Annotated in this window: 12 protein-coding genes and 1 tRNA gene; 5 read left to right on the forward strand and 8 right to left on the reverse strand. The window is 68.1% G+C overall.

From position 1 onward, the window contains the following. Positions 1-644 precede the first annotated feature (644 nt). Together Q9S36_RS06890 and Q9S36_RS06895 are read left to right on the forward strand one after the other, a co-directional pair. The gene (locus tag Q9S36_RS06890) at positions 645-1,562 is read left to right on the forward strand and encodes a hypothetical protein (protein ID WP_311284487.1); all 918 of its coding nucleotides are present in this window, start codon (positions 645-647) and stop codon (positions 1,560-1,562) included. 94 nt (positions 1,563-1,656) lie between these two features. After that, positions 1,657-2,040 (forward strand): hypothetical protein, encoded by a 384-nt coding sequence (locus Q9S36_RS06895; protein WP_311284488.1) that lies wholly within the window; start codon positions 1,657-1,659, stop codon positions 2,038-2,040. A gap of 500 nt (positions 2,041-2,540) precedes the next feature. Here the strand turns inward: Q9S36_RS06895 and Q9S36_RS06900 are convergent, their stop codons facing one another. The 3 genes from Q9S36_RS06900 to Q9S36_RS06910 all read right to left on the reverse strand — a co-directional run bounded on the left by Q9S36_RS06900 (position 2,541) and on the right by Q9S36_RS06910 (position 7,154). Continuing rightward, the gene (locus Q9S36_RS06900; RefSeq protein WP_311284489.1) at positions 2,541-2,972 is read right to left on the reverse strand and encodes a hypothetical protein; all 432 of its coding nucleotides are present in this window, start codon (positions 2,970-2,972) and stop codon (positions 2,541-2,543) included. Positions 2,973-3,108: 136 nt separating this feature from the next. Then, positions 3,109-6,669, reverse strand: a complete 3,561-nt coding sequence (locus Q9S36_RS06905; protein WP_311284490.1) for a type ISP restriction/modification enzyme — start codon at positions 6,667-6,669, stop codon at positions 3,109-3,111. A gap of 173 nt (positions 6,670-6,842) precedes the next feature. Next, positions 6,843-7,154 (reverse strand): hypothetical protein, encoded by a 312-nt coding sequence (locus Q9S36_RS06910; RefSeq protein ID WP_311284491.1) that lies wholly within the window; start codon positions 7,152-7,154, stop codon positions 6,843-6,845. Positions 7,155-7,235: 81 nt separating this feature from the next. Between Q9S36_RS06910 and Q9S36_RS06915 the strand changes: the two genes are divergently transcribed. Together Q9S36_RS06915 and Q9S36_RS06920 are read left to right on the forward strand one after the other, a co-directional pair. Next, positions 7,236-7,317 (forward strand) — tRNA-Leu (locus Q9S36_RS06915). A 65-nt stretch (positions 7,318-7,382) separates the two neighbouring features. After that, positions 7,383-8,162 (forward strand): DedA family protein, encoded by a 780-nt coding sequence (locus Q9S36_RS06920; protein ID WP_251450204.1) that lies wholly within the window; start codon positions 7,383-7,385, stop codon positions 8,160-8,162. Between the two features lie 42 nt (positions 8,163-8,204). On the opposite strand, the gene Q9S36_RS06925 is transcribed toward Q9S36_RS06920, so the two are convergent. Then, positions 8,205-9,209, reverse strand: coding sequence for a Ku protein (locus tag Q9S36_RS06925; protein ID WP_311284492.1), 1,005 nt, complete (start codon positions 9,207-9,209; stop codon positions 8,205-8,207). A 76-nt stretch (positions 9,210-9,285) separates the two neighbouring features. On the opposite strand from Q9S36_RS06925, the gene Q9S36_RS06930 reads away from it, so the two are divergent. Beyond that, positions 9,286-11,814, forward strand: coding sequence for an ATP-dependent DNA ligase (locus Q9S36_RS06930; RefSeq protein WP_311284493.1), 2,529 nt, complete (start codon positions 9,286-9,288; stop codon positions 11,812-11,814). A gap of 12 nt (positions 11,815-11,826) precedes the next feature. Here Q9S36_RS06930 and Q9S36_RS06935 read toward each other — a convergent pair whose 3' ends face one another. From Q9S36_RS06935 to murI, 4 genes are read right to left on the reverse strand one after another with little or no spacing between them, the layout of a single operon-like run. Next, entirely contained in the window at positions 11,827-12,738 is a 912-nt protein-coding gene (locus Q9S36_RS06935) for a cation diffusion facilitator family transporter (protein WP_311284494.1), read from the reverse strand. A gap of 16 nt (positions 12,739-12,754) precedes the next feature. Continuing rightward, positions 12,755-13,390: an RdgB/HAM1 family non-canonical purine NTP pyrophosphatase gene (rdgB, locus tag Q9S36_RS06940; RefSeq protein ID WP_311284495.1), complete on the reverse strand. Its 636-nt coding sequence runs from the start codon at positions 13,388-13,390 to the stop codon at positions 12,755-12,757. Between the two features lie 2 nt (positions 13,391-13,392). Further along, a complete protein-coding gene (gene rph / locus Q9S36_RS06945) occupies positions 13,393-14,136 on the reverse strand; it encodes a ribonuclease PH (RefSeq protein WP_311284496.1) in 744 nt (247 codons plus the stop codon). Positions 14,137-14,163: 27 nt separating this feature from the next. Then, the gene (murI, locus tag Q9S36_RS06950; protein WP_251450217.1) at positions 14,164-15,006 is read right to left on the reverse strand and encodes a glutamate racemase; all 843 of its coding nucleotides are present in this window, start codon (positions 15,004-15,006) and stop codon (positions 14,164-14,166) included.

A 15,006-nucleotide genomic window follows, 5' to 3' on the forward strand; every position in this document is an offset into this window, starting at 1 on the left:
ACCAACTTCTAATGGTGAGGGGTTCATATACGCGCGCCGCCACCCGCCGCCCTCCTTCGCACAACTCCCGACCTCCCGCCGGATGCCCCACACCTCTGCGGGGAAGATCCGAGCGCGGCGGCCTGCGCGCCCGCTTCGACGCACACCGGGTCCGTCCCACATCGCCCCAGATGCCGTCATGGCCGAGCCGCTCACCGAGGTCGTCCGGGTCGGCGCCGGCTACGCCCTCGCGCGTCTGACCACCCGACAGGCCGTATCGGCGCCCCAGACCACGACTCGCGGCACGCTGAAACGCACCAACGATCGGGGCGCGCCCCTCCCCCGATTCGTCTCCCTGTCGCGCCCATCCCGACGGGTCGCCCGCATCGTCCCAACGGCCTAGCTGGCCCCCGGGCACGACAGGCAAACCCTGCCCGCACGCGACGGCGTAAGGCCCTGCGCACGCCATGTGCGGGCCTGATGCCACGCGATCCTTCCCAGGCCCACTTCTCCCGCCGCGACGCGCTCCAAGGCGAGCACTGCGCGCGAGACCACCCTGGGGCGCGGCATCCCGGCCAAGGCGTCGGATGCCAACAACCGCAAGGCGGCCCTCCTCATCTATCACCAGGCGCACTTTCCGCCCACCACTCTCAAGGAGAGCCATCATGGCTAACACCTTTACCCACAGCCCGCAGCAGCTTGCGACCGTCGCAGCGAAGCTGGCCGGCGCCGACTTCAACCTCGCCAAGCTGATCAGCACCAACGCCGCCGCCGACTTCGCAGAGGGCACGGGCGCAACCGTCCGCATCCCCGTCCCCGGGGCGATTCCGACACACTCGAAGCTCATTGGCGACAAGTCGACGGCCCTGATCGCCGACGAGCTCGCAGAGAAGTACATCGACGTCACGCTGACCGATCACCTGTACTCGCTGACGGTGCTCTCAGAGGGTGATCTGTCACTCGAGCTCGAGGACTACGCCCGCCAGGTGCTCGCACCCCAGACCCGCGCCATCGCCGCGAAGATCGAGGCGCTGACCGCCGCGACCATGTCAGCGACGCCGGAGACCACGAGCGTCGCCTACTCGGCGACGGCACCGGCCAAGGCGATCACCGCAGCTCGGCGTATCCTCCGCACCAACGGCGTGCCGGAGTCCGCGAAACTGTTCGCCGCCGTCGGCGCGAGCGTCTACGCCGACCTTCTCGACGCGCCGGCCAGCGCGGGCTTCGACGCCAACGGCAAGACCGTTCGCGGTGTCGAGGTGATCGAATCGACCCGCCTCGCTGACAGCGCGATCGCCGTCTTCATCCCCGAGGCCTTCGCGCTCGTGGCTCGCGCGCCCAAGGTGCCGCAGGGCGCCGCTTACGGCGCGAGCATCACCACGCCCGTCTTTGACGACAAGCGCGGCGTGAGCTTCGCCGTCCGAGTGATCAACGATTACGACAGCAACGTCGCAGCCGACCGCTCGCTCGTCTCGAGCTTCGTCAAGGTCGCCGCGATGCCGCTTCCCGTCGATCGCGAGAACGGCACCGTCGACCTCGTCGAGCACGGCGGCGTCGTCCGCATCGATACCGCGGCGGCGTAACCCTCAACGCCCCTGGCGTCACCATACGGGGCTGCCCCGCGCCCACACGGCAACGGGCGGCCCCGCCCTCCTAGTCCCCTCGAAAGGCCCGCTCATGCCGCACTCCTCCCTGACCCGACCTCGAGGCCCGGTCGCCCTCGCCGTCGATGAACGCCGCGAGCGCTTCGCCGTGCTCATCCGACAGGAGGACGTTTTGCACACCTTCGACGGCGTTGACCTCGACCTCCTCGTCTCGTTCGCCCGTGGACTCGCCCTCGAGGCTTATGAAGGCCGCTACGAGGCCGCCCGCTGGCAAGCCCGCGAGTTCTACGGCATCCCCGAGGATGCTTGCGACCTGGCCACCGCGGTCGCGCTCACGGTCTACACGCCACGCATGACGGCGGCGCTCATTTCTCGACCCAACGAAGGCACGATGCAGCAGCTCCGCCGAAAACTGCGCCTCCACGGACTCAACCTCACCGTGGAGGCGGCGCGATGACCGGGCACTCACCGCACGACGGCCTCATCGCCAACGCCCTCGGCTCCCTCGTTGACCCGTTGCTCTCTGAGCTCCTCGCTCTGGACGATGAGACCGCCAACCACGTACACCAGCGCGCGCGACTGCGCCTGGCCGGCGTAGCACGCCAGCAAGGCGCCGCCGCCGTGGCTCAGCGCGCGTACGGCGTCGTGCTCTCATGCCTCCGCGATGCCCAAGGCATCCCGCGCGGCGTATCCCGATAGCTCCTCTGTGCCCGCATCAGAACGGGCGCAGAGTGCTCGCGGCTTGCGGCATTCAAGCGCGGCGAGAGCACGCGGCGAGTTCTCCTGACTCGCGTGGCGTGAGCACCTGCGGCGTAAGGACCCGGCGAGGTGAGCGCGTGGCCGGCGTAGGACCCGGCGCGACGCGCAACCGTCGCCCACTCCCGCCTCCTTGGACGGCAGCGGCACAGGCCCGCTCTCTTCGCGTCGCTACTCCGGCGCAAGGGGGCGGGCCTTTTGTCAATATTCGAGGAGGCGCAGCACCCGTTGGAAACGGACCCACTCCTCGTCCTGAGTCTCGAGCAGGTTACCTGTCGGTTTACTCCCGTCGCCAGGAAGGTTCATGAGCCCGCCGGCCGCGTCCGTGATCGCCGATGCAATCCACGGAGCGAGCGGCGCAGCCGGGTTGTTCAACACCCATTCGTGCACATCGTTGGAAACACGACTCCACCAGCGCGGCTGCGTCACTCGGTCAACGTCAACCCAACCGTTTTCCTCGTCGTAGACCGCGTAGAGCGCTCCCCCGCTGGTAACAGAGCCCATGTAAATCGCCGCTGCGATCGGCTTCCTGTCAGCCTGCAGAACGGCCACCTTCGCATCCTCCTGGGTCTCGAAGAAACCATGCCTGACTACAGGCTTCTCGGGATAGCGACTCTCGACGCTGAATGCCATATCTCCTCCAATGTTCCCCGTTGGTTCGGCCAGCTCGGCGCACAGCGGATCGGCTCATGGGGAGCTTCAACCGGTCGGGACTAGCCACGACCCGGGGCGGCATAGCTTCTCTCGGCAAATGCGCATGACCTCGGTTTTACCCCAAACCGTCTTCCCCCTCCTCCTCGTCGTCCTCGTCGTCCTCGTCGTCCTCGTCGTCCTCGTCGTCCTCGTCGTCCGGCTCATCCACCGCGCCAGGCGGTCGCCGCTCGGCCTCGGCCGGCATCGGCAGGTCGGCGGCCGAGTACAAGTCGGAATCGAGGACTTCGGCCAGCAGGGCCCCGCCGTCGGCGTCCGCAACCACGGTCATCTCCAGAGCCCAGAGCAACCGCAGAAGTTGATGCCCCCCCTCGTCCGGCCAGCTTGCCGGACGGATCCCGTCCAGGTCGCTACTGGACTTTCCCGCGCGGCGCTTGAGCCTGTACCCGAGCCACGAATCGACCACTCGAAACCCAGACACTGAAAAGTCCCACACCGCGTGCGAGACACGGTCGTAGATGCCGTCCCCGACGGACAGCGTCTCGGTAACGGCATCGTAGGAGAAGGACTCGGGATAGCTGCCGTCGGGGATCGGGCGGACATAGCGTGCTCGCCCCGGTTCCCGAGTGTGAAGGACGTCTAGGTTGTACAGACGGTCTGTGTGCAAGTCGAGCAGGGCTTGCCCATGCTTGCGCACCCGCTCGAACAGCGTGCCGTCTTTGGTGATTGGTAGCCGCGGCCCCGGCAGCGTCAACGGATCCCAGAACGTGTCGACGTACGCACTCGTCCCGAGTAGCCCGTAGGCATAAGCAAAGAGCTCCGGGCCCGTAACCTCCGCTCCATAGGCAAGCGAAAGCTGGTCGAGTAGGCCAGCTGTCACGTTGGCTTGGGTCGCCTGCGCGTCGCGCCAGAGCGGAATCACGTGTCGGCCGCCGAACGACCCGCGGAAGTAGTGCAGGTCGGGAACCGCCCGCGCAGCTACCGCCGCTGGACCGCGACCTATCACCTCCGTGAGCATGCTTGTGATGTACCGCTGATCGGCGCTGTGTGCCCTCCACAGCGAGGGTCGCAGGTAATCGGCGACCCGATTGTCCGCGATGACGAACTGTTCGTCGAAAGCCCGGAAGGCGTAGGGTCGCACCTCCGGTTGAGTCCCCGGCGCGACTTCGGTTAAGACTTGCAGCTCGGAGCCATCGAAGAGGTCGGTGTACTTGCCGGTAGCTTTTCGATCGCGGCTCTCGTGAAGCAGCGTCGCTCGCCTCTTGTCTCGAAGGACCTTGTCCTTCGCCGGACTCGGTGTCGCCAAGTCCAGCGGCAGACTCGCCGTGAGTTCACTCCAGCGGGCCTCCAGGACCTGTCTTGTTTCGCCGATTGGCCAGCTCCGCTTTATCTGCGCACCGCTCGACTGCCATGGAAAAACGTTCGTGAGCGCGGGCCAAGTGAGGTATTCCTCGTCTGTGATTGGGAGGAACGGGTCCTGCCAGCCGGACATCACGTCCACCCAGGCAAGCGAAGGGTCAGTGAGACCCGTGACAGCGCCGAGCCTCGAGCGCTTCTCCTTCGCACTCAAGTCAGCGAGCGACACGTAGTGAACCGTCGCAGGGGTGTCGGGTTGCGGGTCGCCATAGCGGACACCGGTGAGGATCGCTACCGGAGTCTCGATGGAGAACACGTTCTCCGTCTTACGACCGCCCTTATTGTCCCCGCCTAGGTCCACGATCCAAATCTCATCGAGAGTCGATCGCATGTGCTGACGCATGCCAACAAACCCCGGGCCGCGCAGATACGAGGCCGCCGTGATGAAGCTGATCACGCCTGCTCTCGAAGGCGTCGCCTCGAGCGCGGGATCAGGGATTTCCTGCTCAAAGACCTTCCAGAGCGCCCACCGCCAGAAGTACACATAGGCGTTGTAGAGATTCTTCAGGTCGCCGCCCCTGCCAGCCGCGATTGCAGGATTCAGAAAGTCCTTGATGATTCCCTGCTCGCCTCGATCCGCAACCATCCGCCGCGTGAAGGGATCCCGTACTTTGTCACCCTTGATCGGAGTCCGACGCATGGTGATCCATCCACCAGTCCCCGCCTTTCGACCGCGGAGGTATGGCGGATTGCCCAGACATACGACAACGCGCGTATCGACCTTGAGTTCCCGGGCTGTCTCGCGTTCTTGCAGAATCTCTTCGTATCCGAACACTCCCGGCAGCATCTCGGGCCCGGTGCTCTCGTGAGAAGCGAGTGTGTCCGCGAGCAGGATGTTTAATGGATGCTTTTCACTTGATTCCACACCGTGATCTGCAAGATATCGAGAAAGTCGCAAGTGAGCGACCGAGTAAGGTCCGATCAGGTACTCGATCCCAAACAGATTATTGACGGCGCGACGAAGCTGATCAGGGATAGAACCCGACGCGTGTTCGGGAACCGAGTCGACCACGGATTGCAGAATCCCGAGCGGGTAGGTCCCAGTCCCGACTGCCGGGTCGAGCGTCACTACGTCAGGATCCGCAAACGCTCCGGTCTTCCCGAGTTTCTCGGTGAGGATCCCCCGGACGAACGCGGTCTGCGCATGTACGACGTCGACCGGCGTGTAATAGGCGCCCACCTGCTTGCGAAGCGCGGGATCATACGCGGCCAAGAACTCCTCATAGAAATACAGCCACGGATTCGATCCATGGGTAGTGACGATCTCGCTCGGCTTGATCTGCGCGATCACACGTTCGAGTGTCTCGGTGGATGTCGCGACCTCCTTCCGTGCCGCAGGACCGTCAAGGAGATGTAACACTTCCCCCAGGAGCCCGTACTGCGCCTGGAGCGCTTGCTCGGCGGTATCAACCGTTAGTGGGTCCGCGCCTTCGAATCGAGCAATCAGGAGGGCGTAAGTGAATGTCTGCGCGTAAGCATCCGCCACGACCTCATTGGTTGCGTTGGGGAAGAGGTACTTCCTTACCTCTGTAGCGAGACTCGTCAAAGCCGAGTCTTTGCGCTTGAGTGCCTCCAATGCCTCCGCCCGCAACAGTCGACACAGCGGCGCAAGCAACTCCGCGATCTGGCGCGACGAGTGAGGCACAATCGGCTGCCAGCTCAGGAATTGGCGTGCGAAGGTCTCGAAGCGCACCGCATCGTCGACCGTGACGGCGGCTGCGCCCAGAGCAACTGGGTCACCCGAGAACTTGAGCATCGCCCCGAGCTGTTTTCCTGTGCGTTGCAAGGTCCATTCGCGACCGTTGGTATAGATCAGGTTGGGCAACTTCTGGAACTTTTTCCACTGAAGTTTGTCGGCCTTCGAGGTCAGCCGCCTTGGGTCAGCGGATTTGCCAGGTGCCTTCAACTCGATGTGGCCGGTCAGTAGCGTCGCCGCCACGCTCGGACCGACGTAGACCGCAGCGTCAACGCGACTGCCGCCTGCCTCTTCCGCCTCGGTCGCACCGTCTTCGGCTCCGTTAGCGAGGCTCGGCGCAGACTCTCCTACGACGCCCGACCCGCTCGCTGGCTGAGGTGCCTCGGTTCGCACGACAGTCACCTTATTTAGCGCGAGTCCCACCGCTTTGAATAGCACCTCCGCGGGCCCCTTGAGCTGGTCCTCAGCCCAAACGTCTCCGGCGCCCGCAGTGCCGAGTTTCTCGTGCAGCGAATCGGCGAAGTAACACAGCGCCTGATGTATGGCAGCCGTTGAGGCATCCGTCATGTCTCTCCTCAGGTCCAGAAAGTAGTGTCAGGCCCTGACAGCGGCAGACGACCATAAGCTTCCCGGATCGACACTACCGAGACGACCGTTTCCCGACGAGCGCCACTCGAATCAGAGTCGTGTCGCGCCGCAGTGAATAGCCACACCCGCCGCGATGGTGATCCTGACATCGCTCATGGACACCAGACAAGAGCTCGGCGTTGTGTACAGTTCTCCTCGACCGACGGGTCGTCGAGGTAGGCCTGCAGCGGACCGTATCCCGCGACCGATGCGAGGACCTCCCGCACGCACGCCGACTCGTCGTCGACCGGCGCCAGTCCCCTCGCCAGGGCGTAGTCGTTGTGGCGACGCACCTCGTCCCGCGCGATGTGCGCGGCCAGCTCGGGATCGCGGGAGGGGTCTGCGCGCTCTGCCCGCAGGCGCTCGCGCACCCGCTCGGCGACGGCGGCCGCGGCCACGGCGACGGGAGCGGCGGGAGGAGTCACCCGAGCATCCTCGCAAGAGGCTCGGAGGGGGCCCCGAACTTATCCACAGGCTCCCACGCCCTCAGTAGACTGAACCCACTCGCGGGAGTGGTGAAATCGGCAGACACGCAGGATTTAGGTTCCTGTGCCTTCGGGCGTGTGGGTTCAAGTCCCACCTTCCGCACGTGTCGTCGCCTCGTGCCCGGCATCCCTCAGCACCGACCGCCAACGATCGACGGGAACCGCCTCTTGCAGTCCATCGCCCTCATCCCCTGGCTCGATCCCGCCGCGATCATCGCCACCGCCGGCCCGTGGGCGCTCCTGGTGGTCTGCTTCATCGTGTTCGCCGAGACGGGCCTCCTCGTTGGCTTCCTGCTGCCCGGCGACACGCTGCTGATCATGGCGGGCCTGCTGTCCCACCCGAGCGAGGTCGCACCGAACGGCGTGTTCGGTGTCAGCGCGTGGGTCGTCGCGCTCCTGATCGGCCTCTCCGCTTTCGTTGGCGGTGAAGTCGGCTACCTCATCGGGCACAAGGGAGGGCCGGCGGTCTTCGAGCGCAAGGAGTCCGGCGTGTTCAGCCGCCGGAACGTCGAGCGCACGAACGCCTTCTTCGAGCGCTACGGCGGGCTCACGATCATCCTCGCCCGCTTCGTCCCCATCGTGCGCACGTTCGCCCCGGTCGCCGCCGGAGTGGGCCACATGCCGTGGCACCGCTACAGCCTGTACAACTTCATCGGCGCGGTCATCTGGGGCTTCGGCCTGACCATGATCGGCTACGGGATCGGCTTCATCCCGGGCGTCGGCGACCTCGTCACGGAGTACATCGACGTCATCCTGCTCGCCGCAGTGGCCGGCACCATCGTCTTCGTGGTCTGGCACTACTTCGCCGAGCGCAACAAGGCACGCAAGGCCGAGGCCGCCGGCGAGGACGTCGTCACCGACGCCGATGAGGCGCGCGAACTCGTGCTCGACCCCGAGGTGCTCGAGCACGGTTCCGACCGGGACCCGCACCGCCGCGACGACGCCTGAGCGATCCCCGCACCGCGCGGCCGAACGACGGAGCAGAGGCGATCAGGAAGCCTTGGCGGTCTTCTTCTTCACCGCCGGCGTCTTCGCAGCATCCTTGGCCGCAGCGTCCTTGGCCGCGGCATCCTTCTTGGCGGGTGCTTTCGCCGGCGCCTTCTTCGCCGGTGTCTTCTTCGCTGTGCCGCTGCCCGACGCGGTCGCCTTCCCGCCCGCCTGATCGCCGCCCGATGACGCGGATGCCGCCCCCGCGGACCCTTCCCGAGCCGCACGCGATCGCTCGACACTTGCGCGGAGCGCGGCCATGAGGTCGATGACCTCGCCGCCGGACTCCTCCTCGTCGCGGTCGCCGAACGTCTCGGTCGTGTCGAGCGCATCGCCCTTCTCGAGCTTCGCGTCGATCAGGGTGCGAAGCTCCTCCTGATACTCGTCGGCGAAGTCGGACGGGTCGAAATCGCTCGCGAAGCTCTCGACGAGGGATGCCGACAACTCGAGTTCCTTCGCCGAGATCCGCACCGGCTCGTCGAGCGACGGGAAGGCCGCCTCGCGCACCTCGTCCGCCCACAGGAGCGTCTGCAGCACCAGGACGTCGCCGCGGACGCGGAGGGCCGCCAGCCGCGTCTTCTGCCGCAGCGAGAAGCGGACGATGGCGGTGCGGTCGGTCTGCTCCAGCGTCTTGCGCAGCAGCACGTAGGCCTTGGGCGACGCGGAATCGGGCTCGAGATAGTAGGCCTTGTCGAGGGTGAGCAGATCGACCTGCTCGCTCGGCACGAACTCCACCACGTCGATCTCGCGACTGCGCTCGGACGGCAGCGACGCGAGGTCGTCCTTCGTGAGCACCACGGTCTTCTCGCCGTCGTCGTAGGCGCGGTCGATGTCGCTGTACGGCACCACCTCGCCGTCGATCTCGCAGATCCGCTGGTAGCGGATGCGGCCGCCGTCCGTGCTGTGCACCTGATGCAGCGGAACGTCGTGGTCCTCGGTCGCGGAGTACACCTTGACCGGGACGTTCACGAGCCCGAACGTCAGCGCGCCCTTCCAGATCGCCCTCATCACACCAGTGAACACCTGTCACACCGGTTGCGGCTACCCCGTGCCGTTCGAGCCGCCGGCACGGCAGGATGGACCGATGGCCCAGACACGGGGGAAGGGTGCGGCCGAGCACCTCGTCAGCATCAGCGGCAGACGCCTGCGCGTGACCAACCTCGACAAGGTCATGTATCCCGAGACGGGCACCACCAAGGGCGAGGTGATCGACTACTACACCCGCATCGCGCCGCTGCTCATCCCCCATGTCATCGGGCGGCCCGTGACGCGCAAGCGGTGGGTCGAGGGCGTGGGGACCGACGAGCATCCCGAGCCGGTCTTCTTCGCGAAGGACCTCGAGGCGGGCGCGCCGTCGTGGGTGACGCGGATGCCGATCCCCCACTCCAGCGGCACGAAGCACTACCCGCTGGTGGCGGACGTCCCGACCCTCGTGTACCTGGCGCAGGTGGCCAGCCTGGAACTCCACGTCCCGCAGTGGCGGTTCACCCCGGAGGGCGAGCGCGGCTTCGCCGACCGGCTCGTGCTCGATCTCGACCCCGGCCCGGGCACCGGTCTCGCCGAGTGCGCGGTCGTCGCAGGCTGGGCCCGCACGATCCTCACCGGCATGGGCCTGGAGCCCTACCCGGTGACCAGCGGAAGCAAGGGCATCCACCTGTACGCCGCCCTGCCACCCGGGCACACGACCGAGCAGGCCTCGGCTGTGGCGAAAGAGCTCGCCCGCGCCATCGAGGGCGACCACCCCGACCTCGTCGTCAGCTCGATGAAGAAGACCGAGCGCGAGGGCCGGGTGCTCATCGACTGGAGTCAGAACAACGGCGCCAAGACCACGATCGCGCCGTACTCGCTGCGCGGACGCACGCACCCCACCGTCGCCGCGCCGCGAGAGTGGGCCGAGCTCGACGACCCCGACCTTCGGCACCTCAGCTTCGAGGAGGTTCTCCAGCGATCGCCCGAGGGCGACCCCATGGCGGCACTGGGCTTCCACGCCGGGGCACGGGAAGCCGAGGCGGGCCCCCTCGCCGCCTACATCGCCAAGCGATCCGCGGCGCGGACCCCCGAGCCGGTGCCCGCGAACCCGCTGGGCGCATCACCTCACCACGAGAAGCCGATCTTCGTCATCCAGGAGCATCACGCCTCGCGTCTGCACTGGGACTTCCGGCTCGAGCACGACGGGGTCCTGGTGAGCTGGGCCGTCCCGCGCGGTGTGCCGCACACCACCACGCGCAACAGCCTCGCGATCATGACCGAGGACCACCCCATGGACTACGCCTCGTTCGAGGGCACGATCCCGGCCGGCGAGTACGGCGGCGGCACCGTGACCATCTGGGACGACGGACGCTACGACCTGGAGAAGTGGCGCGACGACGAAGTCATCGTGACGCTCGAGGGGCGTCCGGGCGGACCGCTCGGGCGCGTGCGGGTGGCGCTCATCCGCACGGAGGGCGAGGGCGAGAAGTCCTCGTGGCTCCTGCACCGGATGAAGACGGATGCCGCGGGCCGGCCGCAGGCCGACGGCGACCCGGTGGAGCCGAGCCCCCAAGCCGACCGCGATACGCCCGAACCGCCCGCCGCGCCCTCGCCCGCCGCGCCCTCGCCCTCGCCCTCGCCCACGGCGTTCTCGCCCCCGGAGCTGCGACCGATGCTCGCCACCACGGCCACCCCGGCCGAGGCCCGTCGCGCCGCCGCGCGCTGGAGCGCGTCCGATGCCGAGTCGGACGCATGGGTCGAGGGGAAGTGGGACGGCATCCGCGCGCTCGGCGTGTGGGACGGCGCTCGGCTCCGGCTCTACGCCCGAAGCGGCAACGAGGTCACCCACCGCTACCCCGAGCTCACCGACATCGACGCCGGATTCGGCGACCATCCGGCCATCGTCGACGGCGAGCTGGTCGCGCTCGAGCCCGACGGCCGGCCGAGCTTCTCCCTGCTGCAATCCCGCATGAACCTCGAGCGGCCCGCGGAGATCACGCGCGAGGCTCGGCGCATCCCGGTGCGGTACTACCTGTTCGATGTGCTGTCGGCGGGCGGATCCGACGTGACCTCGATGCCGCTGCGAGATCGGCGCCGACGGCTGGAGCAGGTCGCCGCCGGTGCCGCTGCGCCCATCTCGGTGCCGCCGGTGTTCGACGACGTGGATGCCGCCCTGGACGCCAGTGAACGCCTCCGGCTGGAGGGCGTCGTCGTCAAGGACCCCGCATCCCGCTATCGCCGCGGGACACGCTCCGAGTCGTGGCTCAAGGTCAAACACACCCGCACGCAGGAGGTCGTCATCGCCGGCATCCGGCCGGGCAAGGGAGGCCGTGCCGGCACGTTCGGCTCGCTGCTGCTCGCGGTCCCGGACGAGGACGGGCTGCGCTACGCCGGACGGGTGGGCTCGGGCTTCAGCGATCGCGCCCTCGCCGCACTGCTGCGGCAGCTGACTCCGCTTCGTGTCGATGCGACGACGGTGCAGGGGGTCCCGGCCGCGGATGCCCGCGACGCGCTCTGGGTGAGGCCCGACCTCGTGGGCGAGGTCGAGTTCGCGGAGTTCACCCCCGGCGGCATCCTGCGGCACGCCCGCTGGCGGGGGCTGCGCCCCGACAAGTCGCCGGCCGAGGTCCGTCGCGAGTCCTGAGCCGCCGGGGACTCAGGCGTGCGCGTCGTGCTCGACGTGTCCGGCCGGCTCGAGCTGGAACGTGGAGTGCTCGACGTCGAAGTGGTCGGACAGGCATCCCTGGAGACGACTCAGGATGCCGGGCGCGCACCCGTCGGCCAGGGCCGCGTCGTCCACGACGACGTGGGCGGTGAACACCGGGGCGCCGCGGGTGAGCTGCCACACGTGGATGTCGTGCGCGTCGACGACGCCCGGGGTGGCGAGGATGTGCTCGCGGATCTCACGGACGTGGGTGCCCTGGGGCGCGGACTCGGTCAGGACCGAGACGACCTCGCGCAGCAGCGAGACCGCTCGAGGCACGATCATCGCGGCGATGAGGAGCGATGCCACGGCGTCCGCCTGCACCCATCCGGTCGCGATGATGACGACCGCCGCCACGATCACCGCGACGGAGCCGAGGAGGTCGCCCATCACCTCCAGGTAGGCGCCGCGGACGTTCATGCTGCGGCGCTGCGCCCCGCTCAGCAGCCACATGGCGGCGGCGTTGGCGAGAAGTCCGATGATCGCCACGGCGAGCATCAGTCCGCCGGCCACGTCCGTCTCGGCCGGCCCGAGCAGCCGCCGGACTCCCTCGGTCGCCACCCAGACCGACAGGGCGATGAGGACGATCGCGTTGACGAGCGCCCCCAGCACCTCCGCGCGCTGGTACCCGAACGTCGACCGCTCGGTCGCGGGGCGGGCTGCCACGACGCTGGCGACCAGGGCGACCACGAGCGCTGCGGCATCGGTGAACATGTGGGCGGCGTCGGCCAGCAGTGCCAGCGACCCCGACAGCACCGCACCGACGACCTGCACGACCATCACCACCGCGGTGATGGCGAGCGACACGCTCAGCAGGCGCCGGTTGTCGGCGCCGCGGATGCCCGGCGATGCGTGGTCGTGCATGCGACCAGGGTAGGACCTACAGCCGCTCCAGCAGCGGCGTCAGCGCCTCGAACGCGCGCGCCCGATGGGAGAGGGCGTTCTTCTCGGCCGCCGAGAACTCCGCGACCGTGCGCGCCGCACCGTCGGGCTGGGCGTCGGGGATGAAGATCGGGTCGTAGCCGAACCCGCCTGCGCCTGCGGGCGCGGTGGCCAGGCGGCCGGGCCACACGCCCTCCACGACCTCCTCGCGCGACGCGTCGCCGGGCACGACGAGCGCGATCGTCGAGACGAACTGCGCGGTGCGGAGCCCGTCGCCGACATCCGAGAGCTGATCGAGCAGCAGCGTGAGATTCGCCGCGGCGTCCTTCGCGTGCCCGGCCCAGTAGGCCGAGAAGACACCGGGCGACCCGCCCAGCACGTCCACGCATATGCCGGAGTCGTCGGCGAGCGCCGGAAGACCCGTGTGCGCGGCGGCGGCGCGCGCCTTGATGAGCGCGTTCTCGGCGAAGGTGATGCCGTCCTCGACGGGTTCGGGCCCGTCGTACGCCACGACCTGCAGGTCGGGCCGCGTCGCGGCGACGATGGCCTGGAACTCCGTCACCTTGTGGGGGTTGTGGGTTGCGAGGACGACCTGGCGGAGCTCGCCCGACGCTGCCGCGTCCGCCGCTGCCATGTTCACTCCCCCGTGGCCGCGAGGGCTGCCAGCTGGTGCTCACGCAGCGACGCGCATCCGGCGACGCCGAGCTCGAGCAGCGCGTCGAGTTCGCGCTTGTCGAACGGCGCGCCCTCGGCGGTGCCCTGCACCTCGACGAACAGCCCGCGGCCGGTGACGACGATGTTCATGTCGGTCTCGGCGCGCACGTCCTCGACGTAGGCCAGGTCGAGCATGGGCTCGCCGTCGATGATGCCCACCGAGACGGCGGCCACCGAGTCGAAGAGCACCTCGGACTTCTGCCCGATGAACTTCTTCCTCCGACCCCACTCGACAGCGTCGGCGAGGGCGACGTACGCGCCGGTGATCGCCGCGGTGCGGGTGCCGCCGTCGGCCTGCAGCACGTCGCAGTCGATCACGATCGTGTTCTCGCCGAGCGCCTTCGTGTCCACGACCGCGCGCAGCGCGCGTCCGATCAGGCGCGAGATCTCGTGCGTCCTGCCGCCGATGCGGCCCTTCACGCTCTCGCGGTCGTTGCGGGAGTTGGTGGCGCGCGGGAGCATCGCATACTCGGCCGTGACCCAGCCCTTGCCCTTGCCGGTCAGCCAGCGCGGCACACCGTTGGTGAAGGATGCCGTGCACAGCACCTTGGTCCCCCCGAACGACACGAGCGCCGACCCCTCGGCGTGGGCGCTCCATCCCCGCTCGATCGTGATGGTGCGCAGGTCGTCGGTGGCGCGCCCGTCGGCGCGGGTGATCTCGGACATGTCTCTCCTGTCGGAAGAAGCGGGTGCTCAGCGGGGAAGGTCGATGGCGCCGGTCTGCACCAGGCGGACGGTGCTGACCTCGCGTCCCATGAGGCGATGGGCGAGGTCGAGGAAGTCGTCGGCGGATGCGCCCGTGGCCTCGTACACGTGGGTGGGGACGGCCCCGTGTCCGGCGAGCAGGTCGCGGGACACCAGCTGGCGGTAGACGTCCTTGGCCGTCTCGGTGTCGCTGGACACGAGGCTGACGTCGGGACCCATCACGTAGCTGATGGCGCCTTCGAGGAAGGGGTAGTGCGTGCAGCCCAGCACGAGCGTGTCGACGCCGGCGTCACGAAGGGGGGCGAGGTACTCCTCCGCCACGGCGAGCACCTCGGGGGTGTCGGTGACCCCGCGCTCGACGAACTCCACGAACCGCGGGCAGGCGCGGGCGAAGACCGTCAGCCGCTCGTTCACCTCGAGCATGTCCTGATAGGCGCCGGATCCGATGGTGCCCTCGGTGCCGATGACCCCGATGCGGCCGTTGCGCGTGGTCGACATCGCGGTGCGCACCGCGGGTCCGATGACTTCGACCACCGGCACGTCATAGCGTTCGCGCGCGTCGCGGAGCATCGCCGCCGACGCGGTGTTGCACGCGATGACCAGCATCTTCACGCCCTCGTCCACGAGCGTGTCGAGCACTTCGAGCGCGTAGCGGCGGACGTCGGCGATGGGCTTCGGCCCGTACGGAGAGCGGGCGGTGTCGCCGATGTAGAGGATCGATTCGCGCGGGAGCATCGCCGACACCGCGCGCGCCACGGTGAGTCCGCCGACGCCCGAGTCGAAGATGCCGATGGGGGCGTCGCCGCCGCCCCGAGCCTGCCCGGAAGTCAC

It is taken from the genome of Microbacterium sp. ARD31, assembly GCF_031844425.1.

Excerpts from the sequence above, each read along its gene's own strand:
- Q9S36_RS06930 (WP_311284493.1), top strand. The coding sequence starts at position 9,286 with ATGGCCCAGACACGGGGGAAGGGTGCGGCCGAGCACCTCGTCAGCATC.
- rdgB (WP_311284495.1), bottom strand. The coding sequence starts at position 13,390 with ATGGCAGCGGCGGACGCGGCAGCGTCGGGCGAGCTCCGCCAGGTCGTC.
- Q9S36_RS06890 (WP_311284487.1), top strand. The coding sequence starts at position 645 with ATGGCTAACACCTTTACCCACAGCCCGCAGCAGCTTGCGACCGTCGCA.
- Q9S36_RS06900 (WP_311284489.1), bottom strand. The coding sequence starts at position 2,972 with ATGGCATTCAGCGTCGAGAGTCGCTATCCCGAGAAGCCTGTAGTCAGG.
- Q9S36_RS06925 (WP_311284492.1), bottom strand. The coding sequence starts at position 9,209 with ATGAGGGCGATCTGGAAGGGCGCGCTGACGTTCGGGCTCGTGAACGTC.
- Q9S36_RS06935 (WP_311284494.1), bottom strand. The coding sequence starts at position 12,738 with ATGCACGACCACGCATCGCCGGGCATCCGCGGCGCCGACAACCGGCGC.
- Q9S36_RS06895 (WP_311284488.1), top strand. The coding sequence starts at position 1,657 with ATGCCGCACTCCTCCCTGACCCGACCTCGAGGCCCGGTCGCCCTCGCC.
- Q9S36_RS06905 (WP_311284490.1), bottom strand. The coding sequence starts at position 6,669 with ATGACGGATGCCTCAACGGCTGCCATACATCAGGCGCTGTGTTACTTC.
- rph (WP_311284496.1), bottom strand. The coding sequence starts at position 14,136 with ATGTCCGAGATCACCCGCGCCGACGGGCGCGCCACCGACGACCTGCGC.